13 protein-coding genes are annotated in these 13,973 nt (G+C 69.7%); 9 read left to right on the top strand and 4 right to left on the bottom strand.

All coding sequences use genetic code 11. The features are described 5' to 3' along the window. Positions 1-39: 39 nt before the first annotated feature. Positions 40-1,542, top strand: coding sequence for a hypothetical protein (locus MCHT01_RS02305; RefSeq protein ID WP_148661345.1), 1,503 nt, complete (start codon positions 40-42; stop codon positions 1,540-1,542). A 28-nt stretch (positions 1,543-1,570) separates the two neighbouring features. Here MCHT01_RS02305 and argJ read toward each other — a convergent pair whose 3' ends face one another. The 4 genes from argJ to secA all read right to left on the bottom strand — a co-directional run bounded on the left by argJ (position 1,571) and on the right by secA (position 7,227). Then, entirely contained in the window at positions 1,571-2,800 is a 1,230-nt protein-coding gene (gene argJ, locus MCHT01_RS02300; protein ID WP_067061781.1) for a bifunctional glutamate N-acetyltransferase/amino-acid acetyltransferase ArgJ, read from the bottom strand. A 187-nt stretch (positions 2,801-2,987) separates the two neighbouring features. After that, entirely contained in the window at positions 2,988-3,539 is a 552-nt protein-coding gene (locus tag MCHT01_RS02295; RefSeq protein WP_067061778.1) for an FxDxF family PEP-CTERM protein, read from the bottom strand. Between the two features lie 38 nt (positions 3,540-3,577). Further along, complete coding sequence (locus tag MCHT01_RS02290) at positions 3,578-4,144, bottom strand: FxDxF family PEP-CTERM protein (RefSeq protein WP_067061775.1); 567 nt, start codon at positions 4,142-4,144, stop codon at positions 3,578-3,580. Between the two features lie 323 nt (positions 4,145-4,467). Next, positions 4,468-7,227: a preprotein translocase subunit SecA gene (gene secA / locus MCHT01_RS02285; RefSeq protein WP_067061772.1), complete on the bottom strand. Its 2,760-nt coding sequence runs from the start codon at positions 7,225-7,227 to the stop codon at positions 4,468-4,470. A 292-nt stretch (positions 7,228-7,519) separates the two neighbouring features. On the opposite strand from secA, the gene MCHT01_RS02280 reads away from it, so the two are divergent. The 8 genes from MCHT01_RS02280 to ccmB all read left to right on the top strand — a co-directional run bounded on the left by MCHT01_RS02280 (position 7,520) and on the right by ccmB (position 13,973). Continuing rightward, positions 7,520-7,855, top strand: a complete 336-nt coding sequence (locus tag MCHT01_RS02280; RefSeq protein WP_067061769.1) for a DciA family protein — start codon at positions 7,520-7,522, stop codon at positions 7,853-7,855. Between the two features lie 345 nt (positions 7,856-8,200). Then, the gene (napE, locus tag MCHT01_RS02275) at positions 8,201-8,371 is read left to right on the top strand and encodes a periplasmic nitrate reductase, NapE protein (RefSeq protein WP_067061767.1); all 171 of its coding nucleotides are present in this window, start codon (positions 8,201-8,203) and stop codon (positions 8,369-8,371) included. A gap of 99 nt (positions 8,372-8,470) precedes the next feature. Then, positions 8,471-8,848 (top strand): chaperone NapD, encoded by a 378-nt coding sequence (locus MCHT01_RS27915; protein WP_148661344.1) that lies wholly within the window; start codon positions 8,471-8,473, stop codon positions 8,846-8,848. Beyond that, positions 8,832-11,327, top strand: coding sequence for a periplasmic nitrate reductase subunit alpha (gene napA / locus MCHT01_RS02265; RefSeq protein ID WP_067061764.1), 2,496 nt, complete (start codon positions 8,832-8,834; stop codon positions 11,325-11,327). The genes MCHT01_RS27915 and napA overlap by 17 nt, the downstream gene beginning before the upstream one ends. An 11-nt stretch (positions 11,328-11,338) precedes the next feature. Next, entirely contained in the window at positions 11,339-11,875 is a 537-nt protein-coding gene (locus MCHT01_RS02260) for a nitrate reductase cytochrome c-type subunit (RefSeq protein ID WP_067061761.1), read from the top strand. A 16-nt stretch (positions 11,876-11,891) separates the two neighbouring features. Beyond that, positions 11,892-12,584 (top strand): cytochrome c3 family protein, encoded by a 693-nt coding sequence (locus MCHT01_RS02255; RefSeq protein ID WP_067061758.1) that lies wholly within the window; start codon positions 11,892-11,894, stop codon positions 12,582-12,584. After that, complete coding sequence (locus MCHT01_RS02250; RefSeq protein WP_067061755.1) at positions 12,559-13,320, top strand: ABC transporter ATP-binding protein; 762 nt, start codon at positions 12,559-12,561, stop codon at positions 13,318-13,320. The genes MCHT01_RS02255 and MCHT01_RS02250 overlap by 26 nt, the downstream gene beginning before the upstream one ends. After that, positions 13,320-13,973 carry a heme exporter protein CcmB gene (ccmB, locus tag MCHT01_RS02245; protein WP_067061943.1) on the top strand — a complete coding sequence of 218 codons (654 nt, stop codon included), beginning with the start codon at positions 13,320-13,322 and terminating at the stop codon, positions 13,971-13,973. The genes MCHT01_RS02250 and ccmB overlap by 1 nt, the downstream gene beginning before the upstream one ends.

Below are 13,973 nucleotides of genomic sequence, written 5' to 3'. Positions count from 1 at the left end.
GGATCGGCGGGCAAGGCCTGACGCACAATGGCCGGCGCCATGGACGATACCCCTGCCTCGCCCGACGACGACCTGAACGCCGCACCGCCCCCTCCGGAGCCCGCGGCGCCCGTGGCCGCGCCCGCGACGCCGTCGGCGCCGTGGGAGGGCCCGTCCCCGGATGTCGTGGCCTGGCTGCTGGTCAATTGGCACAACAAGCATCCGCTGGCGCGCCGGCTGGGCATCAAGGATGTGCACACCGTCGGTGCGGTCGCCCTCCCCTTCATGGCGCAGGCGCTCCCCAAGGAGCCCAGCCTGGAAGCGCCCGCCACGGCCGAGGCGGCCGGCGACGCCGCGCCCGCCAAGCCCGGGCGGCGCTGGCCCTGGCAGCGCCGCGCGGCGCCCGCCACCGGTCCCCGCCCCGCCTGGCGGGAGGAATTCATCCCCGGACTGAAGACGGCCGACGTGGCCGTGCTGGCCCTGGACAACGGCTTCACCAGCGCGCCCGACGAGCTGCCGCTGCGCCGCGTCGAGATCGACGACCAGGCGCTGGCCGGCGAGGCGAACCAGCCTGGTGCATGGCCGATGGAATTGGTGCTGCTGAGCGCCGCCTTCGACATCGGCCCGGCCCGACGCCGCGTGCTGGTGGGACGGCGCGACCAGGTGCTGGGCCGGCGCGCGCTGGATCCGATGCGACTGGGCATCGTCGGCGGCGTGGCGGCCTTGCTGCTGATCGTGGCGATCTGGGCGGCCTGGCCGTCCGGCCCGTCGGCGAAGGAGAAGGCCGCGATGGCCGCGGCCGAGGCGGCATCGGCCGCTTCCGCGGCCGCGGCGGCCCAGGCGGCATCCGCGGCCTCGGCGGCAGAAGCCGCCGCCGCGAGCGCGGCCGCGGCGCAGGCGGCGTCGGCGGCTTCCGCCGCGGAGGCGGCGTCCGAGGCCGCTTCCGGCGCGAGCGCGCCCGAGGCCCCGGCCTCGGCGGCCTCGGGCGCGCCCGCGGCCGCGTCGTCACCCATGGCCGGCGGCCTGATTCCGGGCATCCGCCCGACGCTGCACAGCGGCGTCGAACGCGCCCAGCGAGAACGTGAGCAGGCCGCTGCCAACACCCCCGCGGGCGGAGGCAAGGACGCGGTCAAGGACAAGACCGCGGCGAAGGACGAGAAGTCGCCGAAGGACGACAAGGACGCGAAGGCGTCCAAGGACAAGGCCGCCGACGCCGCCAAGCCGGGCGCTTCCGCGCCGGCGACGGAGGCCGAGAAGCGCCTGGCCGTCGACGACGCGGGGCTGACCAGCCTGATGAAGCGCGGCATGGTGCCGGGCGGCAAGCCGGTGGCCCTGGTCGGCCTGCCGGTGAAGAGCAAGGCCGACGCGGAAGCTCAGCTCGCTCGCATGCGCGAGATGATCGCGGCGACCATGGGCGGCACCGGACCGGCGAACGCCGACGTGTTCCAGACCAAGGAAGGCTGGCGCGCCGCCGTCTGGCCCTTTGCCACGCGCGAGGAAGCGCAGCTCATCAACGCCACCCTGCTGGCCCGCGGGATGCGGGCCCGGGCGGTCGACTTCTGAGCGCGCCCGGGGAGTGCCCCGGGATCGATCAGGACCGGTAGTCGGCGTTGATCGTCACGTACTCGTGGCTGAAGTCGCAGGTCCAGACCGTGGTCTCGGCCGCGCCGCGGTTCAGGCCCACGCGCACCGTGATCTCGCTCTGCTTCATCACGCGCTGGCCGTCCTCTTCCTTGTACTCGGGGCGGCGGCCGCCTTGCGTCACGACGTGCACGTCGTCCAGGTACAGGTCGATCAGGCTCTGGTCCAGGTCGGCGATGCCGGCATAGCCGACCGCGGCCAGGATGCGGCCCAGGTTGGGGTCGCTGGCGAAGAAGGCGGTCTTGACCAGCGGGGAGTGTGCGATCACGTAAGCCGCCTTGCGGCACTCGTCCTCGTCCTTGCCGCCCTGCACCACCACCGAGATGAACTTGGTCGCACCCTCGCCGTCGCGCACGATGGCCTGCGCCAGCTGGCGCGACACGTCCACCACCGCGTCGCGCAGCGCGCGGCCTTCGGCGCTGGTCAGCGAGGTGATGCGCTCATGACCGGCCTGGTGCGTGGCGATCAGGACGAAGGAATCGTTGGTCGAGGTGTCGCCGTCGATGGTGATGCGATTGAAGGACTGGTCCGCGGCGTCCTTGACCAGCGGCTGCAGCAGCTCGGGCGCAATGACGGCGTCGGTGGCGACGTAGCCCAGCATGGTGGCCATGTTGGGACGGATCATGCCGGCGCCCTTGGAGATGCCGGAGATGGTCACCGTCTTGCCGCCGATCGTGACTTGCTTCGAGCAGGCCTTGGGCAGCGTGTCCGTGGTCATGATGCCGGCGGCGGCCTCGGCCCAGTGGTCGGCCTTCAACGCGGCGATCGCGGCCGGCAGGCCGGCGACGATGCGGTCCACCGGCAGCGTCTCCATGATCACGCCGGTCGAGAACGGCAGCACCTGTTGCGGCGCGATGCCCAGTTCCTTGGCCAGCGCGTCGCAGGTCTGGCGCGCGCGGGCCAGGCCGTCGGCACCGGTGCCGGCGTTGGCGTTGCCGGTGTTGATGACGATCGCGCGGATCGCGGCGCCCGCGGCCAGGTGCTCGCGACAGACCTGCACGGGCGCGGCGCAGAAGCGGTTGGCGGTGAACACGCCGGCCACGCTCGCGCCCTCGTCCAGCGCGATGACGGTCAGGTCGCGGCGGTTGGCCTTGCGCACGCCAGCCATCGTGATGCCCAGGCGCACGCCGGGCACGGGCAGCAGGGATTGCGGGTCGGGGGCGGTCAGGTTGACGGGCATGGCGGTCGGGGGCGTTGAGGACGTTGAAAAATGGACGCGCGATTGTAGGAGCGCCCCCGGCGCGTCCGCGCCCTCATGTCCCGCACCGCCACGTGGAAACAGCGGCGGCAGGCCGGCGCGCGGAAACGACGACGCCCCGGCGAGGCGGGGCGTCGAACGGGGATCGCCGCGGTCGGCGGCGGCCGGGTCAGGTGTTCTGCTTGCGGCGCCGGTTGAGCATGAGCGCCATCAGGCCCAGGCCGGCGATGAACAGCGCGTAGCTCTGGGGTTCGGGCACGGCCGGCGCCAGGTTGAAGGTGCTGGAGTAGGTCGCCGCGACCGGGCTGCCCGCGCCCAGCGTGCCGCCCGCGTAGCCCTTGACGGTCAGCACCAGGTCGCCCGACAGCGGCGTCGACAGGTTGCCGTAGGTCACGCCGGTGCTGCCCGGGACGGCCGTCAGCGACAGCTGCGTGCCGTTGAGCCAGACGCTGCTGAAGGTGATCTGCTGGTCGGCGCTGGCGCCCATGGTCACCAGCGAGAACTCGAACAGCGAGGCGCTGCTCGCCTTGAAGTGGAAGCTGTCCTCGAAGCTGCCGGCTTCCAGGTGGGTGTTCGAGGTGGCCGCGGTGTAGCCGGTGGACGGGCTGCCGACCAGGGTCAGGTTCTGCGACTGGTTCTGCGAGGCGGCACCGGCGGTCGTGGCGGCCAGCGCCAGCGCGACGGCGGCGATGGCGGGAGCGAAGCGGGAAGTCAGCGACATGGAGGCGTCCTCGGAGGCGTGTTCTGGATGCGCGGGGGTCAGGCCTTGACGGCGGCGGCCTTGGCGGCCTTGCGGCGGACGCCGATCACGCCCAGCAGGCCCAGACCGGCCAGCGCCATCGAGGCGGGCTCGGGGATCTTGGTCACGTTGACGGTGCCCGAGTAGCTGGCGTTGATCGCGGTGCCGGCGGCCAGACCGCTGCCGGCGTAGCCGTGCACGGTCAGCACCAGCGGGCCGTTGGTCGCGAAATTGGCCAGATTGCCCTGCTCGATGCCGTCGGGGTTGCGGCCCATCGGCGTGACGCTGAACTTGTAGCTGACGCCGTTCAGCGTCGCGGTCACGAAGTCGATGTCCAGCATCGCGGTCGAGCCGATGGTGGTCAGGCTGCCGTTGACCCAGGACTGGAAGTTCCAGCCGGTGAAGGTGAAGGTGTCGACGAACTCGCCGGCCACGGTGTGCACGGTCGAGAAACCGGCCGTCAGCGTGTTGGCGTTCGTGCCCGACTGCAGCGCCACGGTCTGCTCCGCGGTCACGACCGAGGCCTGCGCGGCAACGGCGCCGGCAGCCAGCGCGGCGGCGAGAGTGAGGCGGGCGAAGAGGTTCATGGCGATCTCGTGAAAGGTCTGCGACCCGGGGGTCGGGTGTTGCGTCGCACTGTATCGATGGGGCGCCGAGGACGGTCCCCCGCGCTGCGGGGGGAGAAAGGGTCAACCGTGCGAGTGGCGTGACATTGCTCACGGCGAGACAGCCGTCTCGACAGGAATTGCCGGCGCTTCGGGCGACATGCGCCCATGTCGCCGCGCGAATCAGCCGGGCGCCGACGGCTTGCCGCCGGGTGAGGACGGTCCGCGGGTGGCCCTGGAATGAGACACGGCGCCCGTGGGCGCCGTGGGTCCGGGATCGCCTCGGCGGCGATCGAAGCGGCCGATCAGGCCAGCTTGCCGTGGCAGGCCTTGAACTTCTTGCCGCTGCCGCAGGGGCAGGGATCGTTGCGGCCGACATGGCCCCACTCGGGCGGGATCGGCTGCTGGCCCGGATTCGTCGGGGCCGCGTCCTGCGACACCGAGCCGTCCTCGTTCGGATGCGTGTAGGTCACGTTGCTGACGTTCTCGGCGCGCTGCTCGATCGCGTCGGCGGCCGCGGTGGCCTCCTCCTGCGACTGGATGCGCACGTTCAGCAGCACGCGGGTCACTTCCAGCTTCACCGAGTCCAGCAGTTGCGAGAACAGCTCGAAGGCCTCGCGCTTGTATTCCTGCTTGGGGTTCTTCTGGGCGTAGCCGCGCAGGTGGATGCCCTGGCGCAGGTAGTCCAGCGAGGCCAGGTGCTCGCGCCAGTGCTGGTCGATGCTCTGCAGCAGGACCATGCGCATGAACGGGGTGAACTGCTCCAGACCCACGCGGTCCAGCTTGTCCTGGAACGCGACGTCGCCGGCCTTGAGCACAGCGTCGAGGATGTCCTCGTCGGTCAGGGTCTCGCTCTTCTTGAGCATCTCGCCCAGGCCGATGTCGAGCTTCCACTCGTCGCGCAGCACGCGCTCGAGCGCGGGCAGGTCCCACTGCTCCTCGAGCGACTCTTCCGGGACGAAGCCGCGGACCACGTCCGTCAGCGTGCCGGTGCGCAGGTGGGCGATCTGCTCCAGCATCTCCTGCGCCTCGAGGATCTCGTTGCGCTGCTGGTAGATGACCTTGCGCTGGTCGTTCGACACGTCGTCGTACTCGAGCAGCTGCTTGCGGATGTCGAAGTTGCGGGCCTCGACCTTGCGCTGGGCGCTCTCGATCGAACGCGTCACGATGCCGGCCTCGATGGCCTCGCCCTCGGGCATCTTGAGCCGGTCCATGATCGCGCGCACGCGGTCGCCGGCGAAGATGCGCATCAGCTGGTCGTCCAGCGACAGGTAGAAGCGCGAGGAGCCCGGGTCGCCCTGACGGCCGGAACGGCCGCGCAGCTGGTTGTCGATGCGGCGGCTCTCGTGACGCTCGGTCGAGATCACGCGCAGACCGCCGGCGGCCTTGACCTGCTCGTGCACCGGCAGCCATTCGGCCTTCAGCGCGGCGATGCGCGCTTCCTTGTCCGCATGCGAGAGCGACTCGTCCGCCTCGATCGCCGCGACGTCCTTCTCGATGCTGCCGCCCAGCACGATGTCGGTGCCGCGGCCCGCCATGTTGGTGGCGATGGTGATCACGCCCGGGCGGCCGGCCTGGGCAATGATGTCGGCCTCGCGGGCGTGCTGCTTGGCGTTCAGCACCTGGTGCGGGAGCTTGGCCTGGGTCAGCAGCTGCGCCACCAGCTCGGAGTTCTCGATGGACGTCGTGCCCACCAGCACCGGCTGGCCGCGCTCGTGGCAGGAGCGGATGTCCTGGATGACGGCGTCGTACTTTTCCTTGGTCGTCTTGTAGACCAGGTCCAGCTCGTCCTTGCGGACCGTCGGACGATTCGGGGGGATCACCACGGTCTCGAGGCCGTAGATCTCCTGGAATTCGTAGGCCTCCGTGTCGGCCGTGCCGGTCATGCCGGACAGCTTGCCGTAGAGGCGGAAGTAGTTCTGGAACGTCACCGACGCGAGCGTCTGGTTCTCGGCCTGGATCTGCACGCCTTCCTTGGCCTCGACGGCCTGGTGCAGACCGTCGCTCCAGCGGCGGCCCGTCATCAGGCGGCCGGTGAACTCGTCGACGATGATCACCTCGCCGTTCTGGACGACGTAGTGCTGGTCACGGTGATACACGTGGTGCGCCCGCAGCGAGGCGTACAGGTGGTGCATCAGCGTGATGTTGGCGGCGTCGTACAGCGACGCGCCCTCGGCCAGCAGGCCGGCCTGCGACAGCAGACGCTCGGCGTTCTCGTGGCCGTCCTCGGTCAGGTAGATCTGATGCGACTTCTCGTCGACGGTGAAGTCGCCCGGCTCGATCACGCCCTCGCCGGTGCGCGGGTCCAGCTCGCCGATCTGGCGCTTGAGCTGGGGCGACACCGCGTTGATCGCGACGTACAGCTGGGTGTGGTCCTCGGCCTGGCCGGAGATGATCAGCGGGGTGCGGGCCTCGTCGATCAGGATCGAGTCCACCTCGTCGACGATGGCGTAGGCCTGACCGCGCTGCACGCGGTCCCGGACCTCGTAGACCATGTTGTCGCGCAGCAGGTCGAAGCCGTATTCGTTGTTGGTGCCGTAGGTGATGTCGGCGGCGTAGGCAGCCTGCTTCTCGTCGCGCGGCATGTTCGGCAGGTTGATGCCGACGGTCATCCCGAGGAACTTGTACAGGCGGCCCATCCATTCCGCGTCGCGACGGGCCAGGTAGTCGTTGACCGTCACGACGTGGACGCCCTTGCCGGTCAGCGCGTTCAGATAGACCGGGAGCGTGGCCATCAGCGTCTTGCCCTCGCCGGTGCGCATTTCAGCGATCTTGCCGGCGTTCAGGACCATGCCGCCGATCAGCTGCACGTCGAAGTGGCGCATCTTCAGGATGCGCTTGCTGCCCTCGCGGCAGACGGCGAAAGCCTCGGGGAGCAGGTCGTCCACCGTCTCGCCGTTCTGGATGCGCTGCTTGAACTCCTCGGTCTTGGCGCGCAACTGCTCGTCGCTCAGGCCCTCGAACTGCGGTTCCAGCGCGTTGATGCGCTGGACGACCTGGCGATAGGTCTTGAGCAGGCGCTCATTGCGACTGCCGAAAATCTGGGTCAAAAGCTTGGGCAACATGCAGCTTTATGAAGTTCTGTGAAGGGCCCCGTCAGGCCTGGCCGTGACGCCGGGCGAGAGCCCGGGATGACAGGCGACCACCCCGATGACGACGGGCGGGTCCGCGCGATCCGGCTCAACTGGGGGCATGCGCCCTCATCTGCAAGCGTCGACACGGAAAAAAACCGGCGGAGTTTAGCACCCGGTCCCTCGGCCCCCGCCCCGGTTCCATCCCGCCTTGCCCTCGGCGCGCCGGGCCCCGTCCGGGGCGCTCGAAGGGGCCTGGAAAGGCCCGCGGACTACACTGCCGTCCATGGCCACCCGCTACCTGCCGCCGCGCCCCAAGCCCGTCACGCCCGATCCGATGGATTTCGGCCGGGCCATGTCCGGCCACGGGATGCTGGCCCGGTTGGGCCAGCAGCTGGCGCTGTCGCAGAAGCATCTCGAGACGGTCCGGGTCGCCCTGCCCGGCGCGATGAAACGCTTCGTCCAGGCCGGCACGCTGGACGAGCACGGCTGGACCCTGGTGGCCGACAACGCCGCCATCGCCGCCAAGCTGCGCCACATGCAGCCCACCTTGCTGCAGCTGCTGCGCGAGGAAGGTCTGCTGCTCGAGGGCGAGTTGCGCATTCGCGTGCGCCAGTCCTGAGCCTCGTCCCCTCCTGAAGGGGCAACCGGGCGACCGCTCGGCGCATCCCGCCCCCCCGCCCCGGCAACACGTGACCCCTGGGGGAGCGGTGACGCCCGTCCACCGCGCCCCATCGCGACCGCCCTTGACCATCGTCAATACGGACCTGTCCCCGCGGGCGAAGAATCGCCCCCATGTCCTCGTCTTGCACTTCCGACCCGACCGCCGCCCCTCGTTGCCGCTCGTCGGGTGCCCGCCCCGCGGCGTTGACAGCGATTCCCGCACGCAGATATAAGCTTTTCCGTCGCCCTTCGCACAAACAAGATGCCTTCAGGCACACGGGCCGACGCTGAGGGAGCAGCCGTCATGCCAATCATCCCCAAGCCCTCCACGGCCCCGTCCACCCGGTCCGAGGAGCTGCGCAGCTTCATCTTCCTGTCCGTCGTCATGGCGCCCGTGCTGGCGGTCCTGACGGTCGCGGGCTACGGCTTCGTCGTCTGGATCTACCAGATGTTCGCCGGTCCGCCGGGCAGTTGACCCCCCCCGCGGCGCGTCCTCGCGCCACCAGGCCCGCAGCGGCCGGCCCCAACGACGGGTGCCCGACCGCATCCATTCTTCCAACCCCACGGGTTGCCCATGCCTTCAGAGATGCACATTGCCAGCGTGGTGGTGCAGGCGCAGCCTCGCCTGCTCGACGCCGCCGCGGCGGCCATCCAGGACCTGCCCGGCGCGCGCATCCACGGCCGCTCGGACGCCGGCAAGCTGGTCGTGACGCTGGACGGCTCGACCGCCGACGACATCCTCGATCAGGTCCGCGCGATGCAGCAGCTGCGCGGCGTGGTCAACGTGGCGCTGGTCTACCAGCACATCGAGCCGGAGCCCCCAGCGGGGCAGGACGCCGACGAGGGCGGCATTCACGGCCATCAGGGCCATCACGGCCTCGACAACGACAACGGCCCCGTCAAGGCGGCCACCGACATGGACAAGGAGTTCGACCATGAGCACACGACGTGATTTCGTCCGCCATTCCGCCGCCGTCGCGGCGGGCGCGGTGGCGGGGATTCCGATCGAGGTCCTGGCCCAGGACGGCAGCGCGGCCGCGGACGCGTCCAAGCTGACCTGGTCCAAGGCGCCCTGCCGCTTCTGCGGCACCGGCTGCCACGTGCAGGTCGCGGTCAAGGACAACCACGTCGTGGCCACGCAGGGCGACCCGGAGGCCGAGGTCAACCGCGGCCTGAACTGCGTCAAGGGCTACTTCCTGTCCAAGATCATGTACGGGGCGGACCGCCTGACCACGCCCGTGCTGCGCATGAAGAACGGCCAGTACGCCAAGGACGGCGAGTTCACACCCATCACCTGGGACCAGGCCTTCGACGTGATGGCCGAGCAGTGCAAGAAGACGCTCAAGGCCAAGGGGCCGACGGCGGTGGGCATGTTCGGCTCGGGCCAGTGGACGGTCTGGGAGGGCTACGCGGCGGTCAAGCTGATGAAGGCCGGCCTGCGCAGCAACAACATCGACCCCAACGCGCGCCACTGCATGGCCTCGGCGGTGACCGGCTTCATGCGCACCTTCGGCATGGACGAGCCCATGGGCTGCTATGACGACATCGAGAACGCCACCGCCTTCGTCCTGTGGGGTTCCAACATGGCGGAGATGCATCCGGTCCTGTGGACCCGCGTCACCGACCGCCGGCTCAGCGGGCCGGACGTCAAGGTCGCGGTGCTGTCGACCTTCGAGCACCGCTCCTACGAGCTGGCCGACATCGAGCTCACCTTCAAGCCGCAGACCGATCTGGCGATCCTGAACTACATCGCCAACTACATCATCACGACGGGCCGGGTGAACAAGGAGTTCGTCGAGAAGCACGCCAACTTCAAGCTGGGCAACGCGGACATCGGCTACGGCCTGCGGCCCGAGCACCCGCTGCAGAAGGCGGCGAAGAACGCGGGCGATCCCAACGGCGCCAAGCCCATCAGCTTCGACGAGTACGCCAGGTTCGTCAGCAAGTACGACCTGGACTACACCGCCGAGCTCACCGGCGTTCCCAAGAACCGGCTCAAGGCGCTGGCCGAGCTCTACGCCGATCCCAAGGTCAAGGTGATGTCCTTCTGGACCATGGGCTTCAACCAGCACACCCGCGGCACCTGGGCCAACAACCTCGTCTACAACATCCACCTGCTGACCGGGAAGATCTCGACCCCCGGCAACAGCCCTTTCTCGCTGACGGGGCAACCCTCGGCCTGCGGCACGGCGCGCGAGGTGGGCACGTTCTCGCACCGGCTGCCGGCGGACATGGTCGTGGCCAACCCCAAGCACCGCGCCCACGCCGAGGAGATCTGGAAGATTCCCGAGGGCACCATCCCGGCCAAGCCCGGTTATCACGCGGTCGAGCAGAACCGCAAGCTCAAGGACGGCGCGCTCAATTTCTATTGGGTGATGGTCAACAACAACATGCAGGCCGGCGCCAACCTGACGCAGGAGGGCTACCCCGGCTACCGCAATCCGGAGAACTTCATCGTCGTCTCCGACGTCTATCCGACGGTGACCGGCGTCGCAGCCGACCTGATCCTGCCCAGCGCGATGTGGGTGGAGAAGGAAGGCGCCTACGGCAACGCGGAGCGGCGCACGCACTTCTGGCATCAGCTGGTGAAGGCGCCGGGTCAGGCGCGCTCGGACCTGTGGCAGCTGGTGGAGTTCTCCAAGCGCTTCAAGGTCGAGGAGGTCTGGCCGGAGGAGCTGATCGCCAAGCAGCCCGCGCTGCGCGGCAAGACGCTCTACGACGTGCTCTACCGCAATGGCCAGGTCGACAAGTTCCCCCTGTCGGACCTGGACAAGAACTACGCCAACGACGAGGCCCAGGCCTTCGGCTTCTATCTGCAGAAGGGCTTGTTCGAGGAGTACGCCAGCTTCGGCCGCGGTCACGGGCATGACCTGGCCCCGTTCGACGAGTACCACAAGGCCCGCGGTCTGCGCTGGCCGGTGGTCAACGGCAAGGAGACCCGCTGGCGCTATCGCGAGGGCGAGGACCCCTACGTGAAAGCCGGTACCGGCTGGCAGTTCTACGGGAACGCGGACGGCAAGGCCAACATCTTCGCCCTCCCCTACGAGCCGCCGGCCGAGTCGCCGGACAAGGACTACCCGTTCTGGCTGTCCACCGGGCGGGTGCTGGAGCACTGGCACTCGGGCTCGATGACGCGGCGCGTTCCGGAACTTCATCGCGCCGTGCCCAACGCCTACTGCTACATGCATCCGGACGACGCCAAGGCGCTGGGCGTGCGGCGCGGCACGTTGGTGGAGATCTCGTCGCGGCGCGGCAAGATGCAGACGCGGGTGGAGACCCGCGGCCGCAACAAGCCGCCGCGCGGCCTGGTGTTCGTGCCCTGGTTCGATGCCAGCGAGCTGATCAACAAGGTCACGCTGGACGCCACGGATCCGATCTCGCTGCAGACCGACTTCAAGAAGTGCGCGGTCAAGATCAGCAAGATCGCCTGAGGAGGACCGCGATGAACACGATGCACACCTTGCGCCGCCTCGCGGCGGTCCTGATGACCGGCGCGGCGCTGCTGGCGGGCGCGGTCGCGCTCGCCCAGCAGCCCGGGCTGCAGAAGGGCCAGCCTTTCGTCGACGCCGCCCGCGGCCCGACGCCCATCCTCGAGACCACCAAGCCCCCGCTGCTGGGCAACGCCGTCAACGACGACCTGCGCCGCACCCGCAACTACACGATGCAGCCCCCGACGATCCCGCATCGGGTGGACGGCTACCAGGTCGACAAGAACTTCAACAAGTGCCTGGACTGCCATGCGCGCGCCAAGACGGCGGTGTCGCAGGCCATCCCGGTCAGCGTCACCCATTACATGGATCGCGACGGGCACATGCTGGGCCAGGTCTCGACCCGGCGCTACTTCTGCCTGCAATGCCACGTCCCCCAGGATGCGGCCCCTCTCGTGGTGCCCAACACCTTCGTCGATGTCGACACGCTGATCCAGCGTGACCAGCAGAACCGCAGCAAGGACGCCGGCAAGGCGCCCGCGCGCAAGTGACGGCGGAGGACGACCCATGTTTCAAGCCACGATCCGGCTCCTGCTCCGTTACTGGACCGTCCTGCGGCGGCCCAGCGTGCACTTCAGCCTGGGCTTCCTGACGCTGGGCGGCTTCATCGGCGGCATCGTGTTCTGGGGTGCGTTCAACACCGCCATGGAACTGACCAACACCGAGGCCTTCTGCACCGGCTGCCACGAGATGCGCGAGAACGTCTACGTGGAGCTCAAGAGCACCATCCACTACACCAACCGCTCGGGCGTGCGGGCGGTCTGCTCCAACTGCCACGTCCCGCATGACTGGACCTACAAGATCGCCCGCAAGATGCAGGCGTCCAAGGAGGTCTGGGGCAAGATCTTCGGCACCATCGACACCCGGGAGAAGTTCCAGGAGAAACGGCTGGAGCTGGCGCGGCACGAGTGGGCCCGCCTCAAGGCCAACGACTCGCTGGAGTGCCGCAACTGCCACAACTACGACTCGATGGACTTCACGCGCCAGAGCGTGCGGGCGCAAGCCATGCACTCGACCTATCTGGCGAGCAAGGAGAAGACCTGCATCGACTGCCACAAGGGCATCGCGCACCATCTGCCGTACATCCCGCCCGGCGAGGGCCCGTCCGACAGCCCCGGACAGACGGTGCCCAAGGGCGACGAAGCCGCGCGCGTGAGCGCGGCCGGACCCAACGATGCCGACCGTCCCGTCAAGCGCTGAAGCGCTGCGCATCGAGCGGCTGGGCTGCGTGCGCGGTGGGCGATGGCTGTTCCGCGATCTGAGCGTGGAACTGCGCGCCGGTCGGGCGTTGGCGCTGCGCGGCGCCAACGGCAGCGGCAAGAGCAGCTTGCTGCGGGCCATCGCAGGCTTGCTCCCGATCAAGACCGGCGTGATCGACCGGCCCAGCGGCTTCGCCTACCTCGCGCATCAGAACGGCCTGAACCTGGATCTGACCGTCGAGGAGAACCTGGTCTTCGCGCGCCGCATCGCGGGACTCGGTGGCGGCGCCGACGCGGGCGACGGGATCGAAGGAGGCCCCGCTTCACGCGCGGCCATCGCACCCGTTGCCGCCGCCGCCGCCGCCGCCGCCACCGCCGCTGCCACGGACCACGGCCTGCGGGCCTGTTCGATCGCGGAAGCGCTCGACGCGGTCGACCTGCGCGAGCTCGCGCCGCTGCAGGTCCGGCGGCTGTCGCAAGGACAGCGGCGGCGGCTGGCGCTCGCCCGCGTGGCAATGAGCGGGCAGTCGCTCTGGCTGCTCGACGAGCCCACGGCGGCGCTGGACACCGACGGCGAAGCGCGCTTCCATGCGCTGCTCGACGCGCACCTGAGCGCCGGCGGCCTGGCGGTCGTGGCGACGCACCACCCGCTCGCGCTGCCGCTGGAGCGCCTCATCGATCTGGATCTGGACGCCCATCGCGTCCATGCCCGCCATGCAGACGCCGTCCCCGCATGATGCTGGCGCTGCTCCATCGCGACCTGCGCCTGGCCGCCGCGCGGCCCGCCGACGCGCTGGGACCGCTGGCCTTCCTGGTCGTCGCGGCCAGCCTGTTCCCGCTGGCCATCGGGCCGGACGCGGCGCTGCTGCGGGCGCTGGGGCCGGGCGTGATCTGGGTCTGCGCGCTGCTGGCGATGCTGTTGTCGCAGTACCGCCTGTTCGAGGCCGACCTGGCCGACGGCAGCCTCGAGCAATCGCTGCTGGCGCCCGGCGGCGCGCTGGCGGTGGTCGCGGCCAAGACGCTGGGGCACTGGCTGATGACGGGGCTGCCGCTGGTGCTGGTCGCGCCGCTGCTCGGGCTGCAGTACGGACTGCCGGGCGAGGTCGTCGGGGTGCTGGCGCTCGCGCTGCTGCTGGGCACGCCGTCGCTGTCGCTGCTCGGCGCCCTGGGCGCGGCGCTGACCTTGGGGTTGCGGGGGCATGTGCTGCTCGCGCTGATCGTGTTGCCGCTGTGCGTGCCGGTGCTGATCTTCGGCAGCGGCGCGGCGGTCGCCTCGCTTCATGGCCTGTCGGCCTCGCCGCATCTGAGCCTGCTGGGCGCGGTGCTGCTGGTCGCGCTGGTCACCGTGCCCTGGGCCGCGAGCGCCGCGCTCCGGCTCGCCGTCGAATGA

The sequence above is a fragment of the Mitsuaria chitosanitabida ATCC BAA-476 = NBRC 102408 genome (assembly GCF_001598255.1).
Taxonomy (GTDB): domain Bacteria; phylum Pseudomonadota; class Gammaproteobacteria; order Burkholderiales; family Burkholderiaceae_C; genus Roseateles; species Roseateles chitosanitabidus.
Note: the sequence above shows the minus strand (reverse complement) of the source record. Positions and strands in the feature narration are given on the sequence as shown.